The following is a 21,906-nucleotide window of genomic DNA, read 5'->3' as shown; positions in this document are numbered from 1 at the left end:
TTTGTCGCATCTGTCATTTTTGCACTGATCTGACAGAAACGTATCGAGCCAGGAGTCGCTGCATCACCTAGATTTGAAGAGGTGAGCGCACAAGATCTGTCCATCGAACTTCGCCGAGCGCTGTCGGGCGTGGCACGCACGCCGCGTCTGCTCGTAGCCTCCGACTACGACGGGACGATGGCACCTATAGTCGCCAACCCGGACAAGGCGTATCCACGCGTGGAAACGGTGCGTGCGCTCCGCTCCCTCGCCAGCCTGGCGTCGACGACGGCTGCCGTGATCTCGGGCCGCGCCCTCAAGGATCTGGCTGCGCTGTCCCGACTTCCCGCCGAAGTGCAATTGGTCGGCAGCCACGGCTCCGAGTTCGACATCGGATTCGTTCACGCGATCGACGCCGACGCCAGGAAACTGCTCGACGAGATCGTCACCGAGTTGGGACGAATCGCCGCCGACACCCCTGGGGCAACGGTGGAAAAGAAGCCCGCCAGCGTCGCACTGCACGTACGCAACAGCAGCGCCGACGACGCCGAGAAGGCGCTCATCGCCGTTCGCACCGAATCGGCACTCTGGCCGGGCGTTCAGGTCACCGAAGGTAAGTCGGTGGTCGAGTTGGCGGTCATCGCCACCGACAAGGGCCACGCACTCGACTTGATCCGCCATCAGGACGGCGCTACCGCTGCCGTCTTCATCGGGGACGACGTGACCGACGAAAAGGCGTTCAGCAGGCTTCAGGGACCGGACATCGGAATCAAGGTCGGCAGCGGGGACACCGTCGCCGACTATCGCGTCGACAGCACCGAAGATGTCGCTGCCGCTCTGGCGTTCCTGCTCGACGAGCGTCGTACGTGGCTTTCCGGTGCCGACGCTCCGCCCATCGAGCGGCTCTCGATGCTCGCCAGTCCGCGCACCGTCGCTTTGGTGACCCCGGATGCGACGCTGACCTGGTTGTGTCACCCGGAACCGGATTCCGCAGCAGTCTTCGCGCACCTTCTCGGCGGAACCGGGGCAGGCCATTTCACGGTCGGGCCTCGCCGAACAGCCTTGCCGCTGAGCCAGAAGTACATCGACAGCACGATGACCGTTCAGACCCGCTGGGCGAGCCTGTCCGTCACCGACTACCTCCCCCACGACGTCCCGCAGGGACGAACCGACCTGACTCGCATCATTTCCGGCCAGGCCGACGCGATCGTCTCGTTTGCACCCCGTCCCGAGTTCGGCCAAGGCCAAGTCACCCTCGAGGTCGTCGACGAGGGTATTCGGGTCCTCGGCACCAACGAGCCATACGTACTCCGCTCCCCCGGCGTGCTGTGGAACATCGCCACCGACGGAAACCAACAGACCGCACACGCCATCGTCGAGCCGTCCAAGGGTGACGTCGTCCTCGAATTGCGCTGCGGAACAGAAGAAATCGGCCCCTCGGAGATTCCGGAGATCGAACGCCGAGCGACTTCGGAGGCGTACTGGTCCGATTGGGCCAAGACGCTCGAACTGCCGAAGCTGAAGCCGGACTTGATGAAACGCTCTGCGCTGACCTTGCGCGGGCTGGTTCACGCCGATTCCGGTTCCATCATGGCCGCCGCGACTACATCCCTGCCGGAAGAGATCGGCGGAGTCCGCAACTGGGACTACCGCTATTGCTGGTTGCGCGACGCCGCCCTCACCGCAACAGCTCTCGTGAGCGTCGGATCCACCGACGAAGCCGAGAACTACCTCGACTGGGTCCACCGCGTGCTCGAAACGCTGCCGGGACCCGAGCGCCTGCACCCCCTCTACACGCTGTACGGGACTTCGCTACCGCCCGAGGCCGTCATCGACTCACTGCCCGGGTACGCCGGCTCCCGGCCGGTCCGCGTCGGTAACGCCGCAAATCAGCAGGTTCAACTGGACGTGTTCGGCCCGATCGTCGAGCTGATCGTCGAACTGGCAAATGCACGCGAAAAAGCCGGTGCTGCTGACCCTTTGAGTGACCGCGACTGGGAACTGGTGTGCGCCATGGTCGAAGCAGTACAGCGACGCTGGTTCGAACCCGACCACGGTATCTGGGAAATTCGTGACAACCCGCGCCACCACGTCTATTCCAAGGTGATGGGTTGGGTCACCGTCGACCGCGCTGTCGATCTTGCTGCCCGCTTTTCTCGTGAGGCTCTTCCCGAGTGGGCGGAACTGCGTGACCAGATCGCCGACGAAGTACGCCACAAGGGATGGAAGGACGACGTACAGTCGTACACCGCTGCCTACGACGGTACCGATCTCGACGCCGCTACTCTGCACATCGGACTGTCGGGACTGATCGATCCGACGGATCCACGCTTCGCCGCAACCGTCGTAGCCACAGAGGCTGAACTACGCAGCGGCTCAACGGTATACCGCTACCATCACGACGACGGCCTGCCCGGCATCGAAGGCGGATTCCATCTCTGTGCAGCCTGGCTCGTCGAGGCATACCTACTGATCGGGCAACGCCTGCAAGCAGAGGCACTGTTCGACCAGTTGGTCGCGGCCGCCGGCCCCACCGGACTACTCGCGGAAGAGTACGACCCCATCGCGGAACGCTCGCTGGGCAACCACCCCCAGGCCTACAGCCATTTAGGATTGCTGCGCTGCGCCCAACTCCTGGCGTGACAGCTACACCCTGACAGCTACACAGTGACAGCTATACCCGGATCCGACCTGATGTTCGCCCGGCCAGTAGTTCGGTATCGAGCATCTCGACTACCGGAACGCCGGATCCCGACGGCGACATCAGGAGTGCACCGGCGCGCCGGCCCTTCTCTTCCTGGGGCTGGCGCACCGTTGTCAGTGATTCGCGCAGCGCCTCGTCGACGCCGTCGAATCCGGTGATCGACAGCTGGCCAGGTACATCTATGCCCTGCCAGCGCGCCCAGTCCAAGGCGCCGAGAGCCAGCACGTCAGTGGTGCAGACCAGTGCGGTGATCTCAGGGTTGGTCGCGAGAGCTTCCGCCGCCGCCGAGTGCCCGGACTGCGATGTGTGGACGTACCGCTCGATCACGGTGAGTGACAGCGGGTCCATGTCGGCCGCCACCATCGCGTCGCGCACTCCTTCGATCCGCTCACGCTGGACGTGGAAGTGCGGGGACTTGAGTCGTTCCTGGCTGACAACGCCGTCCATCCGGTCGCGCCCCAGCCTCATGCAGAGCACACCGATGTCACGGTGGCCGAGACCGATGAGGTAATCGGCCACCTTACGCATGGCAGCGCGGTCGTCGATGCCCACGAGGGATGCACCGGGAATCTCGCGGGGCTGGTCGCACACGACGATCGGAATGTGACGCTCGAGCACAGCAGCGAGATACGGATCGTCGTCGGCCACGGAGTAGACGACAAAGCCGTCGACGCCCGCCTGCTGGACCACGGCCGCAGCATCCACCTCGTCGCGCCCGGGCCCGGCCGGAATGAGCAGCAAGCCCTGGCCGGCATCCTCACATGATTCCGAGAGACCGGCGAGGAAGCTCATGGCGGCCGGGTCACGGAACGAATAACTGAGTGCTTCGGTGAGCAGGAGACCGACGGCGCCGGCTTTGCGAGTTCGCAAGGAACGAGCGACCGGATCGGGTCCGGGATATCCGCGTCGCTTGGCCGCTTGGAGCACTCGATCCCGCAGCTCGACGGAGAGCTGATCGGGTCGGTTGTACGCGTTCGAGACTGTAGTTCTCGACACATTGAGCTCGGCGGCGAGCGACGCCAAAGTGGCTTGACGGCGTGGCTGACGGGACCGGGGCATAAACGGACGTTAGCCGTAGTGCCCGCAGTCGGCGCGTTGGGGCTGAACCGAAGGTGAACTACCAGCGACTATGCGCTAATGTGTAACGGTAACGGTTTCCAATAGCATTTAGCCCAGCCTTTGTTCAGGAGAAAAGCACGTGCGTTCGTCGTCGAAATTCCGCACCGCCACCGCCCTCGCGGCCGTCTCGGTCGCCGCAGCATTCGCGCTCACCGCGTGCAGCTCATCCTCTTCGAAAGACGAAGGCATCACCGTCGTCGCATCGACGAACGTGTGGGGCGACGTCGCGCAGGCCGTCGCCGGCGACAAGCTGACCGTGACGTCGATCATCAACGAGCCGTCCGCGGACCCGCACTCGTTCGAAGCGACTCCCGCCGACGCCGCCAAGATCACCGACGCATCGCTCGTCGTCTACAACGGCGGCGGCTACGACCAGTTCATCACCGACGTCCTCGACGCAGGCAAGGGTGAGCAGAAGACGGTCAACGCCTACAACCTGCTCGACGGTGGCATCCACGCCGGCGAAACCGCGGGCGAATCGCATGACGGTCACACCCACGGCGCAGTCAACGAACACGTCTGGTTCGACATCCCGACCGTCGACGCCGTCGCACATTCGGTTGCCGATCAGCTGAGCGCGCTCGATCCGGACAACGCGGCGACCTACGAGGACAACGCGAAGGCATACAGTCAGAAGCTCGCCGGCGTCACGGCCATCACCGACTCCATCGCCGCTGCCCACGCGGGCGCACCGGTGGCTCAGACCGAACCGATCGCGCACTATCTCCTGGTTGCCGCTGAACTGAAGGACGCAACTCCCGAAGAGTTCACCAGCGCCATCGAAGACGGCAACGATCCGTCACCGGCCGCAATCGCCGCAACCCGCCAGCTCCTCTCGGACAAGCAGGCCCGCGCACTGGTCTACAACATCCAGACGCAGGACAAAGTGACCCAGGACATGCGCACCACAGCCGAAACCGCCGGAGTGCCCGTCGTCGAGGTTACGGAGACTCTGCCTGAGGGCCTGGACTACATTCAGTGGCAGACGCAGACCGCGGAGTCGCTCGCAAACGCCCTCTCTGCCCAGTAATTTTTGCCCCACCATTTCCGAGAAGAACCGATCGGCTTGTGACAGAAACTTCCGCGAATACTCCTGTGCCCCCTGGTAACGCCGTGCCTTCTGGTAACACCGCGCCTTCAGGAAACACCGTGCCCGCTGTGACGCTGAAGGGTGCTCGATTATCTTTCGGCGCCCGCACCCTCTGGGACGGACTCGACCTCGAGGTACAGCCAGGTGAGTTCATCGCCGTGCTCGGACCGAACGGGTCTGGCAAGACCTCGCTCCTGAAGATTCTGTTGGGTCAACTGCAACTCAGCGGCGGTAGTGCTCAGATCGTCGGCACGCCGGCACGGGCCGGTAACTCACATGTCGGGTACATCCCGCAGCAGAAGTCGATCGACGACGGCCTCCCGCTCCGCGGCCGCGACCTGGTCGGCCTCGGCGTCGACGGTCACCAGTGGGGCACGGGGCTACTGCGCCGGGGTCGTCGACGCAAGATCGTCGACGACGCCATCGCGCAGGTCAGCGCCCAGTCGTTTGCCGACGCCCCCATCGGTTCCATGTCCGGCGGTGAGCAGCAGCGACTGCGGATCGCTCAGGCTTTGGTCGGCGACCCGCGGATCCTGCTGTGCGACGAGCCGCTGCTCAGCCTCGACCTCGCCAACCAGCACCTGGTCTCGACGCTGATCGACAAGCGTCGACGCAGCCATGACACGGCGGTGCTGTTCGTGACGCACGAGATCAATCCGATCCTGCCGTTGGTGGATCGAGTGCTCTATCTGGTGGACGGCAAATTCCGGATCGGGACGCCGGCCGAAGTGATGACGTCCGAGGTTCTCTCGGATCTGTACAACACCGACGTCGAAGTGTTGCAGGTTCGTGGCCGCCTCGTCGTGATCGGCACCGGAGATGCCATCGATGCGCTCGGCAGCGCGGGCGGACTGCGTCCAGGCGAAGGCGTTCACCATTCTGATGAGGATCACCACCAGTGAGTAACAAGTTCACCGATGCGATGTCGCGGATGTTCGACGTGTCCGCCACCGTCGATCTACTGCAGTACGACTTCGTCCAACAGGCGTTGATCGCGGGCGCCATCCTCGGATTGCTGGCAGGCATCATCGGGCCGCTGATCGTGAGCCGCCAAATGTCGTTCTCGGTGCACGGAACTAGTGAGCTGTCACTGACGGGTGCATCCGCCGCGCTTCTCGTCGGTGTGGGCGTCGGCTTCGGCGCCATCGTCGGATCCGTGGTCGCGGCAGTGCTGTTCGGACTGCTCGGAGCCAAAGCGCGGGACCGGGATTCGGTGATCGGCGTGATCATGGCTTTCGGCCTCGGCCTGTCGGTATTGTTCCTCTGGGCGTACGACGGTCGCACGGGAACCAGCTTCTCGTTGTTGGTCGGACAGATCGTGGCACCGGGAAACAGCGGTCTCGAACTTCTGCTGCTATGTGCGGTCATCGTGATCGGCACACTCGGATTCATCTACCGCCCTTTGCTGTTCGCGAGCACCGATCCCGAAGTTGCTGCAGCTCGCGGTGTTCCGGTTCGGGCACTGTCGATCGTGTTCGCAGTGTTGGTCGGCATCACCGCCGCGCTCGGCGTGCAGATCGTCGGCGCTCTGCTGGTGATGTCGCTGCTGATCACTCCCGCAGCGGCCGCCGCGTACGTCACGGCAAGCCCGCTCAAGGCCACGATTCTCTCCGTCGTGTTCGCCGAACTGGCGGCCGTCGGCGGCATCCTTCTCTCGCTGGCCCCCGGCGTTCCCGTCTCGAGTTTCGTCACCTCGGTCTCGTTCGTGATCTACCTGATATGTCGACTCTTCGGATCCGCACGTCGCAAGAATGCCGGACGGATTCCGGCACACGCCTGAACACCGCGAGCCCGCATATCTCGAAGCTCATGTACCTAGAATCGAAGTATGGGCTACAGCGTTGATCTGAACAGCGACCTCGGCGAGGGCTTCGGAGCCTGGACCCTGGGCGACGACGACGCGATGCTCGAACTTGTCACAAGCGCGAACATGGCCTGTGGATTCCATGCCGGCGATCCGACGACACTGTTGGCGACTTGCGAATCCGCAGCCACCCGCGGCGTACGTATCGGCGCGCAGGTGGGGTACCGAGACCTCGCCGGTTTCGGCAGGCGCTTCATCGACGTCTCTCCGAAGGACCTGACCGCCGACGTCATTTATCAAATAGGGGCGCTCGACGGTTTGGCTCGTGTCGCCGGATCGCGGGTCACGTACGTCAAACCCCACGGCGCGCTCTACAACGCGATCGTTCATCACCGTCGGCAAGCACGGGCCGTGGTCGCCGCTGTTGTCGCCTACGACAGTTCGCTACCTGTTCTCGGACTGCCGGGTTCGGTGTTTCTGGAAGAAGCTCGCGATGCCGGACTCGAAATCGTCGCCGAGGTTTTTGCCGATCGCGCGTACACGGCGGAAGGCACCCTGGTTCCCCGCACCGAGTCGGGCGCCGTTCTGCACGACCCGACGCTTGTTGCAGAACGGGTTCGGCGAATGGTCGTCGACGGCGAGTTGGACGCAGTCGACGGGAGCACGTTGAAAGTCGCTGCCGCATCGGTGTGCGTACACGGTGACAGTCCAGCAGCCGTCGACATGGCCGTGGCAATCCGCGCTCTCCTCGACTCTTCCGGCGTCGAGATCACACCGTTCACATGATCACGATCCTGCCCGCCGGTGAATCCGCAGTCCTCGTCGAGTACGAGGAACTGCCGAGCGTGCTGGGCAACTTCAGGGCTCTCGACGCCAGTCGGATCCCCGGAGTGATCGACCTGATTCCCGCGGCGCGAACCATCTTGATCGAATACGACAACACGATCACCGGGCACAAACTCGTGGAGAAATGGGTCCGTGGGGCCGTACCGATCGAACTCACAGCAAACGAGAGCGGACCTGCTGTCGAGATTCCGGTCCGCTACGACGGCCCCGATCTCGTAGAGGTGGGCAAGATGACCGGACTCGGGGTCGACGGTGTGATCGATGCTCACACGGCTGCGTCGTGGACCGTCGCGTTCATCGGATTCGCTCCGGGGTTCGCATATCTGACCAGCAGCGAGAGAAAGCTCGAGGTTCCACGTCGATCGGACCCGCGCAGGCAGGTCCCGGCCGGTGCAGTCGGGTTGGCCGGACCGTTCTCGGGCGTCTACCCGCGGCGTTCCCCGGGCGGCTGGCAGTTGATCGGAACGACGGAACTGTCGGTGTGGGACGCCGAGCGCCGCTCGCCGGCACTGCTTCTACCCGGCACCACGGTCACCTTTGTCCGTACATGATTTTGGTGCAAGCATAATTTTGGTGTCTTCACCGCGTTGTTGCGGGACAATGGATTCATGGCCTGGCTCGAGGTAGTGCGTACCGGCCCGCTCGCCACAGTTCAGGACCGCGGGCGGAGAGGCTACGGCGCCCTCGGGGTCGGCCGATCCGGCGCCGTCGACATGATCTCGCACGACAGCGCTAACAGACTTGTAGGCAACACTTTTCGAGCGGCAACCATCGAAGTCACCACTGGGGGTTTTGCTATGCGGGCCGTCGGTTCGATGACGGTGGCAGCGACAGGCGCGCGGGTGCCGCTGGCCGTCGACGGACAGTCTGCACCTGACTACGCGAGCATCCACCTGGCTGGTGGCAGCATTCTCGAATTGGGTTACAGCACAACCGGGTTGAGAACGTACATCTCAGCACGCGGTGGCGTCGACGTCCCGCAGGTACTCGGCAGCAGATCCACCGACACGCTCTCCGGACTCGGGCCGCCGCCGCTCGCCGTCGGCGATCACCTCCTCCTCGGGGCCGAGGAAGGGACGTGGCCCACCGAAGAGTTGATTCCACCGCCGGCCCCTCCACTCGGCGCAGTTCCACTCGAGATCACGCTCGGCCCAAGAAATTCCTGGTTCACTGCCGCATCCGTTCAGGCGCTCCTGCACACCACATGGAAAGTCACCGAACACACCAACCGCGTCGGTGTCCGGTTACAGGGCCAAGGGCCTCTGCACCGCTCGCGCACGGAGGAACTGCCGAGCGAAGGCGTCGTCGTGGGGTCTATCCAGGTGCCACCAGGCGGAGCGCCCGTCGTATTTCTCGCCGACCATCCCGTGACCGGCGGATACCCCGTCGTCGCCGTCGTCTCCGACGCAGGGATTGCGTCGCTGGCACAGCTGCGGCCCGGCAGCACCATTACCTTCAAGGCCACTACTCGGCCGTCGTAGCGCTGATAGTCTCAGCCGCGCCAGCAACGCTGCCGGCGGCGCTCGTCCGTCGCCAGAACCTGAAGGACTGTCACACTATGAGCCCTAAGAGCAGCACACTTGCTCTCGGAATAGCGTCACTGATCACTGCTGCACTCGTCCTGTCCGGATGCAGCAGTTCGGAAAGCGGCGACGCCGTCTCCAGCGAAACAACCACTTCCGAAAGTTCTGCATCCTCGCCGTCGGCCGCTGCCGCGACGCCGACTTTGCGGGACGGGACACCGTTCATCGGCGAGCGGACGACGATCGAGACCGGCAACGACCCCGAAGCGCCGAGCATCAGCGTCAGCCTCCCGCCAAGTTGGACCCAAGGCGAGAACATCCCCGCCGGGGTTACGGATGCGCTGTCCAGCAACAGCCGGGAACCCAGCGGTTTCATGCCGAACACCACCGTGAAGGTCGAAAACCACAGCACCGCAACAAAAGACGAGGTTCTTGCCGCTGAGCGTGAAACGATCGCCACCCTCGACGGGTGGACCGAAGTGAAGTACACCGAGATCGACGTCGACGGACAGCAGGGGTTCCGCCTCTCCGGAACCTGGACCGCCCCAAACCTGGGCGTTCCGCTCTACGCCGTCATGACAGTCGTCGCTTACCAAGCCGACGACAACTCGCCGGTCTACTTGGTCAGCTTCGCAAACCAGTTCACCGATACGACAAACATGCAGACGTCCAACCAGGTGGAAGAAATCAACACTTCCATCGAATTCGGCTAAGCGCCTGACCGAACAACAATGGCCACTGAGCGAACCGAGGCCACCACCCACTGAGCCGAGCGATCCGCTTGCGCGATTGCGCTCCATCGCCCTTGCAACCGCCCGCCAAATAGGAAAGCGTTACCTAAGTCGTTCGCGGTATGATCCACCGATGAGTTCCACAGGATTTCCGTACTGGGCTGTGCCGGCAGGCCGGTACGTTCCGCTCCCTTTCTCCATGACCACGTCCACCATCGGGCGCGATCAGAAGCGTGCGTGGCGTGAGATCCGCCATCCCGAACACGAACTCCTGTGGGGCGCTTCCGGAGAGATGAGCGCCTACATCGACGACGTGCGTTGGCAGATCCCACCGACGGTCGGCATGTGGATTCCTGCCGGAACTCCACGGCGCATCACGCTCGGCGCATCCACCGAGGCGCGCTTCACCTACTTCCGGCCCGAGTCGTTCCCCCACCCGTGGACAAAACCCGCGATCATCGGCATCGACGACGTGGTCAAAACGATGCTCATCCACCTGCACCAGCGAAATATGCCGACCGAGGCTCGCTTGCGCGCCGAATCAGTAGTCTTCGACACCCTCGCGCCCATCGAGGCAGCCGATGTCGCAGTGCCGATGCCCGCCGACCCCCGGGCCCTTGCCGTTGCACGCCGTTTGATCGCCGACCCCGCCGATCAACGAGGGCTTGCCGATTGGGCCTATGTGGTCGGCGGAAGCCCCCGAACCCTGAGCCGCGTGTTCTCTCAGGGCACGGGGATGTCCTTCACCGAGTGGAGAATTCAAGTTCGCGTCCGCGCTGCGATGTCCTATCTCGCTGCGGGCGTTCCTGTTTCGACGGTAAGCCGCCGAGTCGGATACGAAACCCCCAGCGCCTTCACCAGCGTGTTCCGCAAGGTCACCGGACGGACACCGAAGAACTATTACTCGGACGCGTGCGAATTGTCGGCCTAGCTGGTCAGAAGCATCAGTTGGTCAGAATCATCAGCCGGTCAGAACCCGTTCATCTTCGAAACCAGTTCCGCGAAGGCATATTTGACACTCAGCGACGTGGGTGAAGCCAGTGCCATGACTCGGGCCAGACCGAGCTGCTGAATCAGCCTGCCGTCCTTGACTGCCGGCAGGTCGGCAAACAACTTGTCCCCCATCAATCCAGGGAGTCCCTGCCCGCTCGCATCGTTGAGCACGATAACGTCCGCATCCAGTTCGTTGTACTGTTCGCGCGATGCGGTCACCGACCCCTGCGTGTCGCCGCACAGCTCTGCGCTTCCGGCCGACTGATTCAGTCCGAGCTGGGTCATCAGGATGACTCTGCCGTCGTCGGCGCAGTAATTGGTGAGGCCGTCGATGTTTCCCGAGAGGAAGGTCAAGGTCTTCCCGTTCAGATCCGGGGAGCCCGCAGCCAGGTCCGCTATGGATTCGTCGGTTTCCTCGATCAGCTCAGCCGCCCGCTTCGGTTGACCGAGCACTGAACCGATGGTCGACAACTGCTCCTGCCACGTAGTCGCCCATGCGGTCTCCTTGAACGGAATCGTGGGTGCGATCTGAGAAAGACGTGCATAGTCGTCTTCGGTGATTCCCGAGACCACCGCGATGATCACGTCCGGCTCCAACGCCAGAATCTGCTCGAACGGCACACCGGAAGTGCTGTCGAGCAACGTGGGTACGGTATCGCCCAACAATTCTTCGTCCCACGGCAGGATTCCGTTCTCCAAGCCTGCCCCACTGAACGACTCCATGGCGACGGGCGTCTTGCCCAGTGCCAGGACCGAATCCTGGCTGTTCCAGCCGATGGTCACAATCCGCTGAGGTTCGGTCTCGATGGTGGTCGAGCCGTACGCGTGATCTACGGTGACCGGCAGCGCACCGGCCTCGGCCAACTGCGTCGTGTCCTCCGACGCTGTTGACTCGGTGCTGCTCTGGCAGCCTGCGAGCAGGGCAATCGCGGCCAGCGCAGCCACTATTCGGGTAGTGCTTTTCATCTTCTGTCAGCTCTCTTCGCAAACGTACTTGTTTCGACCAGGCAGGTATATCGAGACCTGATCCCGGTAATGGGGTGTCGATACTCCATCTGTCCGCTGCCGCGTAGCCCTTGGCATCTGCGAGCACTTTCCGCACTCGCTCCGGCTCTACCGTAGAACTGCACAACGAGTGTTCAGATCTGGGCGAGGAGTTTCACGAGTGTCAGCGCTGCCCGAAACTCGTTCCGGTCCGATGGAGATGATCAGAACCGGTTCGTTCTCCTCCGGACGCGGCCCGCGACTGGTTGCAGCCGTCACCGGCCAGGCGTCGTATCAGGTAGCTCAAGCCCTCATTCCAGTGCTGATCGGTACCGTCGTCGACCGTGCAATCGGAAAGTCCGACAGCACAGCACTTCTCGTATGGCTGGCGGTGATGAGCGCTCTGTTCATCGGACTCGCCCTGTCGTGGCGCATCGCGGTCCGTCTGAACACACAGGTCTTCGTCTACGGCGAACACGACCTACGACTGAACGCTGCCAGACGGGTACTCGATGCCAGAGGCATGCAAGCTCAGCGCTCGACGGGTGAAGTTCTCACCATCTCCACCTCGGACGCCTCACACGTATCGGGCTTCTCCTGGGTTGTCGCCGAACAGGGCTCAGCTTTTGCGGGGCTTGCCGCGGCAGTGATTTCGCTTGCCTTTGTATCGTGGCCGCTCGCACTGATCGTCGTACTCATCACTGCTGCGCAGCTCGTATTCATCCACAAGATCAGCGGTCCGCTGGACGAGCGTGTGTATGCAGAGCAGAAGAAGGCAGCCGAGGCAGGCATGCTTGCAACTGATTTCACGCTTGGGTTAAGAGTACTGAAGGGTTTCGGGGCTGAGCCCACTGCCCTGTCGCGATACGTCAAGGCGAGCCGGGAGTCGATGAAAGCAGCGATCCGGACGGTCAGAGCAATGTCCAGTCTGACCGCGCTCAATTCCGGGGTCTCCGCGTTGGTGCTGGCGTCGGTCGCACTTGGAGCCGCGTGGATGGCGCATCAAGGCGCGATCACCGTGGGCAACTTCGTCACCGTTGTCGGCTTGAGCAGGGTCATTGCCGGTCCGATGGAAACTCTGGGGTTCTTCGGTGCAGAACTCGCTGCCAAGCGAGGCTCCGCACGCAGACTGTCCGAACTCCTGGCCGAGCCGCACCTGATCGAATCGCCGCCCTCCACCGCCCCGATCAGCGCGGTCAGAAGTGAAGACGCCCTGCTGATTTCGATGGACAACGGAACTGTCGTCTCGGCTCGCCGCGGCGAGGTGGTGGGCGTGCGCGCGGACGATTCCGCTCACCGACTGGCACGACAACTCGCCTATCAGACCCCGCTCGTCCCCGACTGCTACTTCGTATTCGGGACCGATGCAACCGAACTCGGTCCGGACGGAGTTCGCGATCAGGTGTTCGTCTCCGCCCATGAAGGAACCGTGTTCACCGGCACCGTCTTCGACAATCTGGCCGCACCGAGCGTCGACTCGTCGGCAATGACGTCATCTGCACTCGACGACGTGTTGACGCATCTGCCCGACGGCCACCTCTCCGAGGTAGGTGAGCAAGGAAAGAAGCTCTCCGGGGGTCAACGCCAACGCCTTCTCCTCGCCCGCGCTCTCCATCAACCCCAGCCGATCCTGGTCCTCCACGAACCCACCACTTCCGTGGATTCTGTTACCGAGCATCGAATTGCACACTCACTGAGAAACTTTCCTGACAAGGCCATTGTGGTGATCACCTCGAGTCCGACCTTGCTCCATTCGTGTGACCGTGTCGTGACGATCGACGGCGACGCTCGGGACGGAGACTCGCTGTGACTGCCACCCTTCCGGATGCATCTGCTGTTCCGGCTGCATCGGCCCTGCCGATCGCGTCGACCAAGCAGACCGTCCGCGCATTGATCGCATTGCTTCGGCCACGCAAGCGAGCGCTCGCACTCACGACCGTCGTACTTCTCTCCGCTACGGCCTGCGGCCTGTCCACCCCCGCGCTGCTCGGACTCATGGTCGATGCGGTCACGGAGGGCAAACCGTTTGTCTCACTTCTACGTATCACCGCGTTCATGCTCGGCGCAGCGGCCGCAGGAGTTGCGTTGACTTGGTGGAGCACACAGCTTCTCGCGAATGTCGCGCAGAACGTGCTGGCCGATCTTCGTGAGGACGTGTTCGCCGCTACGATCGCACAGCCGTCGTCGCTGGTCGAGGAAGCCGGAACCGGTGATCTGATTTCCCGAGTCTCGGGTGACGTCGAAGCGGTCAACACCGTCATCGCTCGGGTGCTACCCGCAACGGTGTCTGCCCTGTTCATGATTTCATTGACGCTTGTCGGTGTGGGAGTGATCGACTGGCGCTTCACCCTGGCCATCGTTGCGGTCGCGCCGATCCACTATTTTGCTCTTCGTCATTTCCTCCGACGCTCCGGACCCGTCTACCGACGCTCTCGAGCTGCGCAGGCCAGGCGGGGACAGCAGCTCATCGAAACTCTCGGTGGCGCAGGCACTGTCACTGCCCTACGGCGAGCTGACGAGCACATCGGCCGAATCGCCGCGACCTCCGAGCATGCCATCAGCTTCGACATGCAGGCAGTTCGACTGCGCACCAACTTCTTCGCTCAACTGAACGGCGCCGAACTGCTCGGATTGGCCGCAGTCCTGAGCGTAGGCTACTGGCTCGTGACCACGGGCTCGGTGTCCATCGGCGCCGCTACCGCCGCCGCGCTCTACTTCCACAGTCTGTTCAGCCCCATCGCGGTATTTCTCTCCAACATCGACGAATTGCAGGATGCGGGTGCCAGCCTGGCTCGCCTGATCGGTGTCACCGCGATGTCCGGGCGTCCTTCGAGCATTCCTCCCTCGGCTCGGTCCGAACCCATCGGCGTCGAGGTGGACCGGGTTTCTTACTCGTACAACAACTCCACTCCGGTCATCGATTCGATCTCGATCGCCATCGCACCGGGGGAACGAATCGCCGTCGTCGGCAGCAGTGGTGCCGGAAAGACCACGCTTGCCAAACTGATTGCCGGCATCATTCCCGTCGGGGACGGGCACATCACCGTCGACGGCACACCGATTGACGACCTGAGTGATGCCGAACTTCGGCACAAAGTCGTCCTGGTCAGCCAGGAAGTTCACGTGTTCGTCGGGACGATCGCCGACGATCTCCGGTTGTGCGCACCCGATTCGGACGATGCGAAGATCGCCGAAGCCGTCGAAGGAATGAAAGCTCAATGGATTCACGAGCTTCCGGACGGGCTCGAGACCAGGGTCGGGGCCGGCGGGTACCAGTTAACGGCGGCGCAGGCACAGCACATAGCCCTCGTCCGACTGGCTCTGCTCGATCCGCCAGTCGTGATCCTCGACGAGGCGACTGCCGAAGCCGGAACCACCGCAGCCGGTCTACTCGATCAGGCAGCCGAGCTCGCTGTCACCGGCAGGACTGCCGTGGTGATCGCACACCGCCTGAGCCAAGCAGTCCGCGCCGATCGGATACTCGTCATGAGCGGTGGCCGCGTAGTCGAGAGCGGGACACATGACGAACTGATCGGCGCGGACGGTTCCTACGCTGCATTGTGGGAAGCCTGGTCGGTACGGAGCTAGATACCCGCCAGACTCACCTGCAAGCTGTTACAACTCAGCTGCTACGACGCCTGCGGGCGATGTCCGCGAGGACAACTCCGGCGGCAACCGACGCGTTGAGCGACTCGACCGGACCGGCCATCGGAATCGACAGGATCGCGTCGCAGTTCTCGCGGACGAGGCGCGAAAGGCCCTTGCCCTCGGAACCGACAACGATCACCACGGGACCGCTGCCGTCGAAATCGTCGAGGGTCGTGTCACCTTCGGCGTCGAGGCCGACGACCTGAACACCCTTCGACGCCCAGTCCTTGAGCGTGCGAGTGAGGTTGGTGGCCCGAGCGATCGGCAGACGAGCGGCAGCGCCGGCGCTGGTACGCCAAGCGACAGCACTCACGCTCGCGCTGCGACGCTCCGGAATCACGACGCCGTGTCCACCGAAAGCTGCGACCGAGCGCACAACGGCACCCAGGTTGCGGGGATCGGTGATGTTGTCCAGCGCGACGAGCAGCGGCGGCTCGGCGTGCTTACGTGCCTCGGACAGAAGATCGTCCGGGTGCGCGTAGCGGTACGGCGGAACCTGCAGGGCGATGCCCTGGTGAAGGCCGTTGGCGCTGAGGCGATCCAGATCGGTGCGGGGCACCTCGAGGATGGAGATGCCGGCGTCCGCAGCGAGCTGAACGGATTCCTTCAACCGGTCGTCGCTCTCGGTGCCGACGGCGACCCACAGCGCCGTCGCCGGAACGCCGGCGCGTAGGCACTCGACCACCGGGTTGCGTCCGAGCACTGTCTCGGGACCGTCGAGAACCTTGCGGCCCGGACCCGGACGGCCACCGCGGCCTTGCTTCTCGTCGGCACGTGCGGCGCGCGCTGCACGCTTTGCCGCGGGATGCTTCGTGCGTGCCTCGGCGGGCGGCGTAGCGCCACGCCCTTCGAGGCCGCGACGGTGCTTACCGCCGGAACCGGCAACCTGGCCCTTCTTGGTGCCGCCCTTACGGACTGCGCCGCGCCTGCTCGAGTTTCCAGCCATTGTTACTGCCCTGCCTTAAGGGACCATTCGGGTCCGTCGGGAGTATCGGTTACTTCGATACCCGCCTTGATGAGGCGATCGCGGACCTCGTCCGCCACCGCCCAGTTCTTTTCCGTACGTGCCTGCTGCCGACGATCGAGATCGGCCCGCACCAACACGTCCAAAGCTTCCATTGCCGTCTCGGTGTCGCCACCGGACTGCGTCCAATGCTCGTCGAGTGGGTCGACGCCCAGGATCGCGAGCATGGCCCGCACCTGGCCGGCAGCCACCCGAGCCGCGTCGAGATCACCCCCAGCGAGCGCGGAATTACCCTCGCTCGCCTTGCCGTGGATCTCGGCCAACGCGATCGGCACCGACAAGTCGTTGTCGAGAGCCGCCGCGAAACCTTCGGTCCACGTACCGAGTTCGACGCCACCTGCGCGCTTGTGTGTGCGCAGGACAAACGACTCGAGTCCTTGGTAGGACTTCGCACTTTCGTCCAATGCCTCGTCCGAGTACTCGAGGTTGGAACGGTAGTGCGCACTACCGAGGTAGTACCGAAGTTCTTGCGGGCGAACCTTCTTGAGCACGTTCGGCACCGAGAGAACATTTCCCAACGACTTGGACATCTTCTCGCCACTCATCGTGACCCAGCCGTTGTGCAGCCAGTACTGAGCGAAATCGTCGCCGGCGCACTTGGCCTGCGCGATTTCGTTCTCGTGGTGAGGGAAGACGAGATCGCGTCCACCGCAATGGATGTCAAATGCCGCGCCGAGGTAGAACTCCGCCATGGCCGAGCACTCGAGGTGCCAGCCCGGACGGCCGGGTCCCCACGGTGTGGGCCAAGAGGGCTCACCGGGCTTGACGGCCTTCCACAGAGTGAAGTCGCGTGGATCGCGCTTTCCTTCGGCTGCACTCTCGCCCTGATGAACGTCGTCGAGTTTGTGGCCGGACAGTGCGCCGTACTCGGGGTAGCTCTGCACGTCGAAGTAGACGTCACCGCCCGCCGCGTACGCGTGGCCGTTCTCGATCAGGCGTTCCATCATCTCGACCATCTGCGTCACGTGGCCGGTGGCCCGCGGCTCGATGGACGGCGGCAGCACACCCAATTGGTCGTACGCCCACGTGAACGAACGCTCGAACGTCGTCGCCCACTCCCACCAAGGTCGGCCGGCGTCGGCGGCCTTGTTGAGGATCTTGTCGTCGATGTCCGTCACGTTGCGCACGAAGGCAACATCGTTGCCGTGCGCCAACAGCCAGCGTCGCAGCACGTCAAAAGCGACACCGCTGCGAACGTGTCCGATGTGAGGGTCGCCCTGAACTGTCGCCCCACACAGGTACACCGATGCATGTCCGGGGGCCAACGGAACAAAATCCCGAAGGGCCCGCGTACCGGTGTCGTATAGGCGCAGGGTCACGACCAGCGATCTTACCTGTCGTGTTCGGTTGTCATGACCAACGCGGTGGCCATCGCGGCGATCCCCTCGCCGCGACCGGTCAAGCCGAGGCCGTCCGTGGTGGTCGCGGACACCGAAACAGGCGCGCCCAGTATCTCGGAAAGCACCCTCTGCGCCTCGTCGCGTCGCGGCCCGATCTTCGGACGGTTACCGATGACCTGCACTGCTGCGTTGCCGACGGTGAACTGGTTCTCCTCGAGCAGTCGGCGAACCTCCGCCAACATTCGAGCGCCGCTCACACCGTCCCATTCGGGCCTGCCGGTGCCGAAAACCGAACCGAGGTCACCGAGGCCCGCCGCGGAGAGCAACGCGTCGCAGAGCGCGTGGACGGCGACGTCGCCGTCCGAATGCCCTGAGCACCCGTCCGCTTCCTCGAACAGCAACCCCGCCATCCAGCAAGGTCGGCCCACCTCGATGGGATGGACATCCGTGCCGAGACCGACGCGCATCTAATTTCCGTTCCGTGAGTCCGCACTCAACTCTGTCTCCGAGATCAGGAGCGCCCGCGCAAGGACGAGGTCGAGCGGAGTGGTGATCTTGAAGGCGAGAGCGTCGCCGGGAATCGTCTGCACCGAAACACCGAGACGCTCGACCAGAGCGGCATCGTCGGTCGCGGCGACATCACCGGCGTCGTACGCACTCCGCAGGACGTCGGTGGAGAAGCCCTGAGGAGTTTGGACCGCACGCAACTCCGAACGCAGAGGCGTACCGGTGACTGCGCCGAGTACGTCGACCGACTTGATCGTGTCGGTAACCGGAAGTACCGGAATGACCGCGGAGCTGCCGGCCTGGAGAGTTTCGACTACGCGCGCTATCAGCGCCGGCGGCGTCAATGCCCGTGCAGCGTCGTGCACGAGTACAAAATCCGCATCACCGGCAGCACTGAGGCCGGCTCGAACCGAATCGGTCCTTTCGGCGCCACCACCGACGACATCGACATCCGTCGCACGACCGAGGTCGGCCACGACGGATTCGACCAGTTCAGGCGGCACAATGACAACAACGCGGTCGATCGCTCCGGATTTCCGGAGTCCATCGACCGCGCGTGCAAGCATGGTGCACCCACCGAGTTCGACGAATGCCTTGGGTAATTTCTCACCCAAACGCACTCCCCGACCTGCGGCAGGTACCAGGGCTACTACTGCCACTGTCAGCTTTGGTTGTATTACCGTCAGGACGCGGCCGCGAGGACCTCGTCGAGAATGGTATCTGCCTTCTCGGTGTCAGTACCCTCGGCGAGCGCGAGCTCTCCGACGAGAATCTGACGAGCCTTGGCGAGCATGCGCTTCTCACCAGCGGAAAGTCCACGGTCCTGCTCACGACGCCACAGGTCACGAACAACTTCTGCAACCTTGTTCACGTCACCTGAGGCAAGCTTCTCGAGATTTGCCTTGTATCGACGAGACCAGTTGGTGGGCTCTTCGGTGTGCGGTGCTCGCAGAACCTGGAAAACCTTGTCGAGGCCTTCTTGGCCGACCACGTCACGAACTCCGACGTACTCTGCGTTGTCTGCAGGAACCCGTACTGTGAGATCGCCTTGAGCGACCTTCAGAACCAGGTACTCTCTCTGCTCACCCTTGATGGTGCGGGTTTCGATAGCTTCGATCAGCGCCGCACCGTGATGGGGGTATACGACGGTGTCTCCGACCTTGAAAATCATGTGTCCCGTGCCCCTTTCGATTCCACTAGTTTAACACGTGAAAGAACCGACCACTCATCAACTGTGCAGGTCAGGGGCATCCTTGCTCGAGCGTAGGGGTTGACAGGGCTTGTTGTACGTGCATTCAACTGGTCTGGAGCACCCCTGCGTAACCGACTGAAAGCCCACGCAGACAACCGTTGTGGCGACCCGACGGCCAGCCTGCAGGACCTTATCTACTACTCTGCCTAGTGGAGTGCGAACCTGACGCCGTGGAGGACAAATCGTGACTGCTATCCGTAAGCCGACTCGTCGAGTCGCTACCGCCATTGCACTGGCTGCAGGCGCAGCCATCGCGCTGTCCGCTTGCGGTTCCGGACAGGTGAGCCAGACCGCCGTCCAGCAGGCCGCCGTGAACGGCAACACCGCCGACCTCGGTGAGATCGCACTGCGCAACGTGCACATCGCTTACCCCTCGTCCGAGGAATACAGCATCGAGCCGGGCGGCAACGCCGTGCTCGCGTTCACCATCGTGAACGACAGCGCCGAGACCACGGACAAGCTCGTCAGTATCACCACCGATTACGCAGCACGCGTCATCGCAGGTGAAGAGGTCGGCGGCTTGACGATCAAGCCTCAGACGTCATTGCAGGCCGGTCAGTTGCCCGCCGGCGAAGGCGCCGCGACCGAGGCCGAGACCCAGATCAAGAACAACGAAGAGAACGACGACGCACCCGCTGCGCTCACTCTCGTCGTTCTGCAGGACATCAAGGCAGGCGTTCGCCCGGGCTTGACCGTCCCGATCACCTTCAAGTTCGAGAAGGCCGGTTCGGTCACCGTCGACGTGCCTGTCGATGCCGGCCCGCAGCTCGAGCGCAACGAGTCGGACAAGTCGCCTGACGTTGCAGAAGCTGGGCACTGAGCCCCGAATCACCAAGGCGCACACTGCGCCTCGCAGAACAATTTCAGCATCGCACTAGAGGCGGGGTCCATGTCGGACCCCGCCTCTAGTCTGTCCCGGTGGCCAAAGTGAAATCGAACTACCGATGCTCCGAATGCCAGTCGGTAGTGCCCAAATGGGTCGGTAGATGTCCGGACTGCGACTCGTGGGGCTCGATGACCGAGGTCGCCGTCGTGGCACCCGTCGCCAGTCGCGCCGGCGCTTCACTCGCGAAAGCGGGGTCAAGCGCCGTACTACCCACGACGCCGGCCACCCCGTTGACACAGATCGACAGCACCTCGACGCAGGCCAAGCCCACCGGAATCGGCGAACTGGACCGCGTCCTCGGCGGTGGTGTCGTTCCGGGTTCCGTAGTTCTGCTCGCGGGAGAGCCCGGTGTCGGAAAATCGACGCTACTTCTCGAGGTCGTCTACCGCTGGGCGATGCGCAGCGAAGATGATCGAGCGTTGTACGTCACGGGCGAGGAGTCTGCCGGTCAGGTCCGACTTCGGGCAGATCGCACCAACTCTGTCCACGAACGGATGTATCTGGCGGCCGAATCCGATCTCGCGACCATCCTCGGCCACATCGAGCAGGTCAAGCCGACCCTGGTCATCGTCGACTCGGTGCAGACCATGCTTGCTGCCGACGTCGACGGAGTCGTCGGCGGCGTGACTCAGGTCAAGGCCGTCACCAGCGCCCTGACCTCCCTGGCAAAGGCCAGCGGAATCCCGGTGCTTCTGATCGGCCACGTCACCAAGGACGGCGCCGTCGCCGGTCCGCGCTCGCTCGAGCATCTCGTGGACGTGGTTCTGCACTTCGAAGGTGACAAGCACTCCACCCTGCGCATGGTCCGCGGTGTCAAGAACAGATTCGGTGCGGCCGACGAGGTGGGATGCTTCGAGCTGAGCGAGCAGGGCATCAACGAGATCAGCGATCCGTCCGGCCTGTTCCTGCATCACCGTGAAGAAGCCGTGGAAGGCACTGCCGTCACAGTGATGATGGACGGTAAGCGACCTCTACTCGGTGAAGTTCAGGCCCTCGTCGCCGCCACGCCTCTACCGACACCTCGCCGAGCCGTCAGCGGGCTCGACACCGCCCGTGTGGCCATGGTTCTGGCCGTGTTGGAGCGCCGCGTCGGAGTGTCGATCTCGAAGGCCGACGTCTACGCCGCGACCGTCGGCGGCATGCGGATGACCGAGCCGGGTGCCGATCTGGCTCTCGCCATAGCGGTCGCTTCCGCTGTGAAAGCCAAACCCGTCCCCAAGGGGCTCGTCATCCTCGGCGAGGTCGGACTCGCCGGAGAGGTTCGACGAGTTGCCGGCGTCAACCGGCGGCTGATCGAAGCTGCCCGATTGGGATTCACCAGCGCCATCGTGCCGGTCGATTCCGGCCCGAACATTCCCGGCATGCGCGTCAACGAAGTCGCGAACCTGGCCGAGGCACTCGCCTATGCCGGATTGATGGGCGGCAAACAAGCCCCGTCTCGCCCCAAGCTCACTCCGGTGAAATGACCGGCCTCCG

20 protein-coding genes are annotated in these 21,906 nt (G+C 63.4%); 13 read left to right on the top strand and 7 right to left on the bottom strand.

What is annotated here, in order from left to right; translation table 11 throughout:
- The first annotated feature begins 81 nt into the window (after positions 1-81).
- Entirely contained in the window at positions 82-2,622 is a 2,541-nt protein-coding gene (gene otsB / locus ACSW29_RS05280; RefSeq protein WP_317827503.1) for a trehalose-phosphatase, read from the top strand.
- A 31-nt stretch (positions 2,623-2,653) separates the two neighbouring features.
- Here the strand turns inward: otsB and ACSW29_RS05275 are convergent, their stop codons facing one another.
- Positions 2,654-3,742 carry a LacI family DNA-binding transcriptional regulator gene (locus ACSW29_RS05275; protein WP_317827504.1) on the bottom strand — a complete coding sequence of 363 codons (1,089 nt, stop codon included), beginning with the start codon at positions 3,740-3,742 and terminating at the stop codon, positions 2,654-2,656.
- A 139-nt stretch (positions 3,743-3,881) separates the two neighbouring features.
- Between ACSW29_RS05275 and ACSW29_RS05270 the strand changes: the two genes are divergently transcribed.
- The 8 genes from ACSW29_RS05270 (at position 3,882) to ACSW29_RS05235 (ending at position 10,727) form a co-directional block, all read left to right on the top strand.
- Complete coding sequence (locus ACSW29_RS05270; protein WP_317827505.1) at positions 3,882-4,832, top strand: metal ABC transporter solute-binding protein, Zn/Mn family; 951 nt, start codon at positions 3,882-3,884, stop codon at positions 4,830-4,832.
- Between the two features lie 119 nt (positions 4,833-4,951).
- Positions 4,952-5,794 (top strand): metal ABC transporter ATP-binding protein, encoded by an 843-nt coding sequence (locus ACSW29_RS05265; protein WP_214879760.1) that lies wholly within the window; start codon positions 4,952-4,954, stop codon positions 5,792-5,794.
- Complete coding sequence (locus tag ACSW29_RS05260) at positions 5,791-6,672, top strand: metal ABC transporter permease (RefSeq protein WP_003945811.1); 882 nt, start codon at positions 5,791-5,793, stop codon at positions 6,670-6,672. The genes ACSW29_RS05265 and ACSW29_RS05260 overlap by 4 nt, the downstream gene beginning before the upstream one ends.
- A 48-nt stretch (positions 6,673-6,720) precedes the next feature.
- The gene (locus ACSW29_RS05255) at positions 6,721-7,482 is read left to right on the top strand and encodes a LamB/YcsF family protein (RefSeq protein ID WP_317827506.1); all 762 of its coding nucleotides are present in this window, start codon (positions 6,721-6,723) and stop codon (positions 7,480-7,482) included.
- Positions 7,479-8,093 (top strand): 5-oxoprolinase subunit PxpB, encoded by a 615-nt coding sequence (gene pxpB / locus ACSW29_RS05250; protein ID WP_317827507.1) that lies wholly within the window; start codon positions 7,479-7,481, stop codon positions 8,091-8,093. The genes ACSW29_RS05255 and pxpB overlap by 4 nt, the downstream gene beginning before the upstream one ends.
- Positions 8,094-8,150: 57 nt before the next feature.
- Positions 8,151-9,023 carry a 5-oxoprolinase subunit C family protein gene (locus tag ACSW29_RS05245; RefSeq protein WP_317827508.1) on the top strand — a complete coding sequence of 291 codons (873 nt, stop codon included), beginning with the start codon at positions 8,151-8,153 and terminating at the stop codon, positions 9,021-9,023.
- Between the two features lie 77 nt (positions 9,024-9,100).
- Positions 9,101-9,778, top strand: coding sequence for an LpqN/LpqT family lipoprotein (locus ACSW29_RS05240; protein WP_317827509.1), 678 nt, complete (start codon positions 9,101-9,103; stop codon positions 9,776-9,778).
- A gap of 151 nt (positions 9,779-9,929) precedes the next feature.
- Entirely contained in the window at positions 9,930-10,727 is a 798-nt protein-coding gene (locus tag ACSW29_RS05235) for a helix-turn-helix domain-containing protein (protein ID WP_031332820.1), read from the top strand.
- A 38-nt stretch (positions 10,728-10,765) separates the two neighbouring features.
- Here ACSW29_RS05235 and ACSW29_RS05230 read toward each other — a convergent pair whose 3' ends face one another.
- Positions 10,766-11,755, bottom strand: coding sequence for an iron-siderophore ABC transporter substrate-binding protein (locus ACSW29_RS05230; RefSeq protein ID WP_347871835.1), 990 nt, complete (start codon positions 11,753-11,755; stop codon positions 10,766-10,768).
- Between the two features lie 199 nt (positions 11,756-11,954).
- On the opposite strand from ACSW29_RS05230, the gene ACSW29_RS05225 reads away from it, so the two are divergent.
- Together ACSW29_RS05225 and ACSW29_RS05220 are read left to right on the top strand one after the other, a co-directional pair.
- The gene (locus tag ACSW29_RS05225; RefSeq protein ID WP_317827512.1) at positions 11,955-13,583 is read left to right on the top strand and encodes an ABC transporter ATP-binding protein; all 1,629 of its coding nucleotides are present in this window, start codon (positions 11,955-11,957) and stop codon (positions 13,581-13,583) included.
- Entirely contained in the window at positions 13,580-15,361 is a 1,782-nt protein-coding gene (locus ACSW29_RS05220) for an ABC transporter ATP-binding protein (RefSeq protein WP_317827513.1), read from the top strand. Before ACSW29_RS05225 ends, ACSW29_RS05220 begins: the two co-directional genes overlap by 4 nt.
- A 34-nt stretch (positions 15,362-15,395) precedes the next feature.
- Here the strand turns inward: ACSW29_RS05220 and rlmB are convergent, their stop codons facing one another.
- Genes rlmB through carD form a run of 5 tightly spaced genes read right to left on the bottom strand, consistent with a single transcriptional unit; the run spans position 15,396 to position 19,463 of the window.
- Complete coding sequence (gene rlmB, locus ACSW29_RS05215) at positions 15,396-16,367, bottom strand: 23S rRNA (guanosine(2251)-2'-O)-methyltransferase RlmB (protein ID WP_003945749.1); 972 nt, start codon at positions 16,365-16,367, stop codon at positions 15,396-15,398.
- Between the two features lie 2 nt (positions 16,368-16,369).
- Complete coding sequence (cysS, locus tag ACSW29_RS05210; RefSeq protein ID WP_448276729.1) at positions 16,370-17,764, bottom strand: cysteine--tRNA ligase; 1,395 nt, start codon at positions 17,762-17,764, stop codon at positions 16,370-16,372.
- 11 nt (positions 17,765-17,775) lie between these two features.
- Positions 17,776-18,252: a 2-C-methyl-D-erythritol 2,4-cyclodiphosphate synthase gene (ispF, locus tag ACSW29_RS05205; protein ID WP_230816685.1), complete on the bottom strand. Its 477-nt coding sequence runs from the start codon at positions 18,250-18,252 to the stop codon at positions 17,776-17,778.
- On the bottom strand, positions 18,253-18,951 hold the full coding sequence (gene ispD, locus ACSW29_RS05200; protein WP_347871839.1) for a 2-C-methyl-D-erythritol 4-phosphate cytidylyltransferase: 699 nt from the start codon (positions 18,949-18,951) through the stop codon (positions 18,253-18,255).
- 23 nt (positions 18,952-18,974) lie between these two features.
- Positions 18,975-19,463: a CarD family transcriptional regulator gene (gene carD, locus ACSW29_RS05195; RefSeq protein WP_230816687.1), complete on the bottom strand. Its 489-nt coding sequence runs from the start codon at positions 19,461-19,463 to the stop codon at positions 18,975-18,977.
- Between the two features lie 265 nt (positions 19,464-19,728).
- On the opposite strand from carD, the gene ACSW29_RS05190 reads away from it, so the two are divergent.
- Both ACSW29_RS05190 and radA read left to right on the top strand, forming a co-directional pair.
- On the top strand, positions 19,729-20,364 hold the full coding sequence (locus ACSW29_RS05190) for a hypothetical protein (protein ID WP_448276727.1): 636 nt from the start codon (positions 19,729-19,731) through the stop codon (positions 20,362-20,364).
- A 98-nt stretch (positions 20,365-20,462) separates the two neighbouring features.
- Positions 20,463-21,896: a DNA repair protein RadA gene (gene radA, locus ACSW29_RS05185; protein WP_230816689.1), complete on the top strand. Its 1,434-nt coding sequence runs from the start codon at positions 20,463-20,465 to the stop codon at positions 21,894-21,896.
- Positions 21,897-21,906: the final 10 nt, after the last annotated feature.

The organism is Rhodococcus sp. GB-02, assembly GCF_053470465.1.
Note: the sequence above shows the minus strand (reverse complement) of the source record. Positions and strands in the feature narration are given on the sequence as shown.

Coding starts and splice junctions, on each gene's coding strand:
- ACSW29_RS05245 (WP_317827508.1), top strand. CDS start 8,151: ATGGCCTGGCTCGAGGTAGTGCGTACCGGCCCGCTCGCCACAGTTCAG.
- ACSW29_RS05240 (WP_317827509.1), top strand. CDS start 9,101: ATGAGCCCTAAGAGCAGCACACTTGCTCTCGGAATAGCGTCACTGATC.
- ACSW29_RS05235 (WP_031332820.1), top strand. CDS start 9,930: ATGAGTTCCACAGGATTTCCGTACTGGGCTGTGCCGGCAGGCCGGTAC.
- ACSW29_RS05275 (WP_317827504.1), bottom strand. CDS start 3,742: ATGCCCCGGTCCCGTCAGCCACGCCGTCAAGCCACTTTGGCGTCGCTC.
- ACSW29_RS05255 (WP_317827506.1), top strand. CDS start 6,721: ATGGGCTACAGCGTTGATCTGAACAGCGACCTCGGCGAGGGCTTCGGA.
- rlmB (WP_003945749.1), bottom strand. CDS start 16,367: ATGGCTGGAAACTCGAGCAGGCGCGGCGCAGTCCGTAAGGGCGGCACC.
- carD (WP_230816687.1), bottom strand. CDS start 19,463: ATGATTTTCAAGGTCGGAGACACCGTCGTATACCCCCATCACGGTGCG.
- ispF (WP_230816685.1), bottom strand. CDS start 18,252: ATGCGCGTCGGTCTCGGCACGGATGTCCATCCCATCGAGGTGGGCCGA.
- pxpB (WP_317827507.1), top strand. CDS start 7,479: ATGATCACGATCCTGCCCGCCGGTGAATCCGCAGTCCTCGTCGAGTAC.
- ACSW29_RS05230 (WP_347871835.1), bottom strand. CDS start 11,755: ATGAAAAGCACTACCCGAATAGTGGCTGCGCTGGCCGCGATTGCCCTG.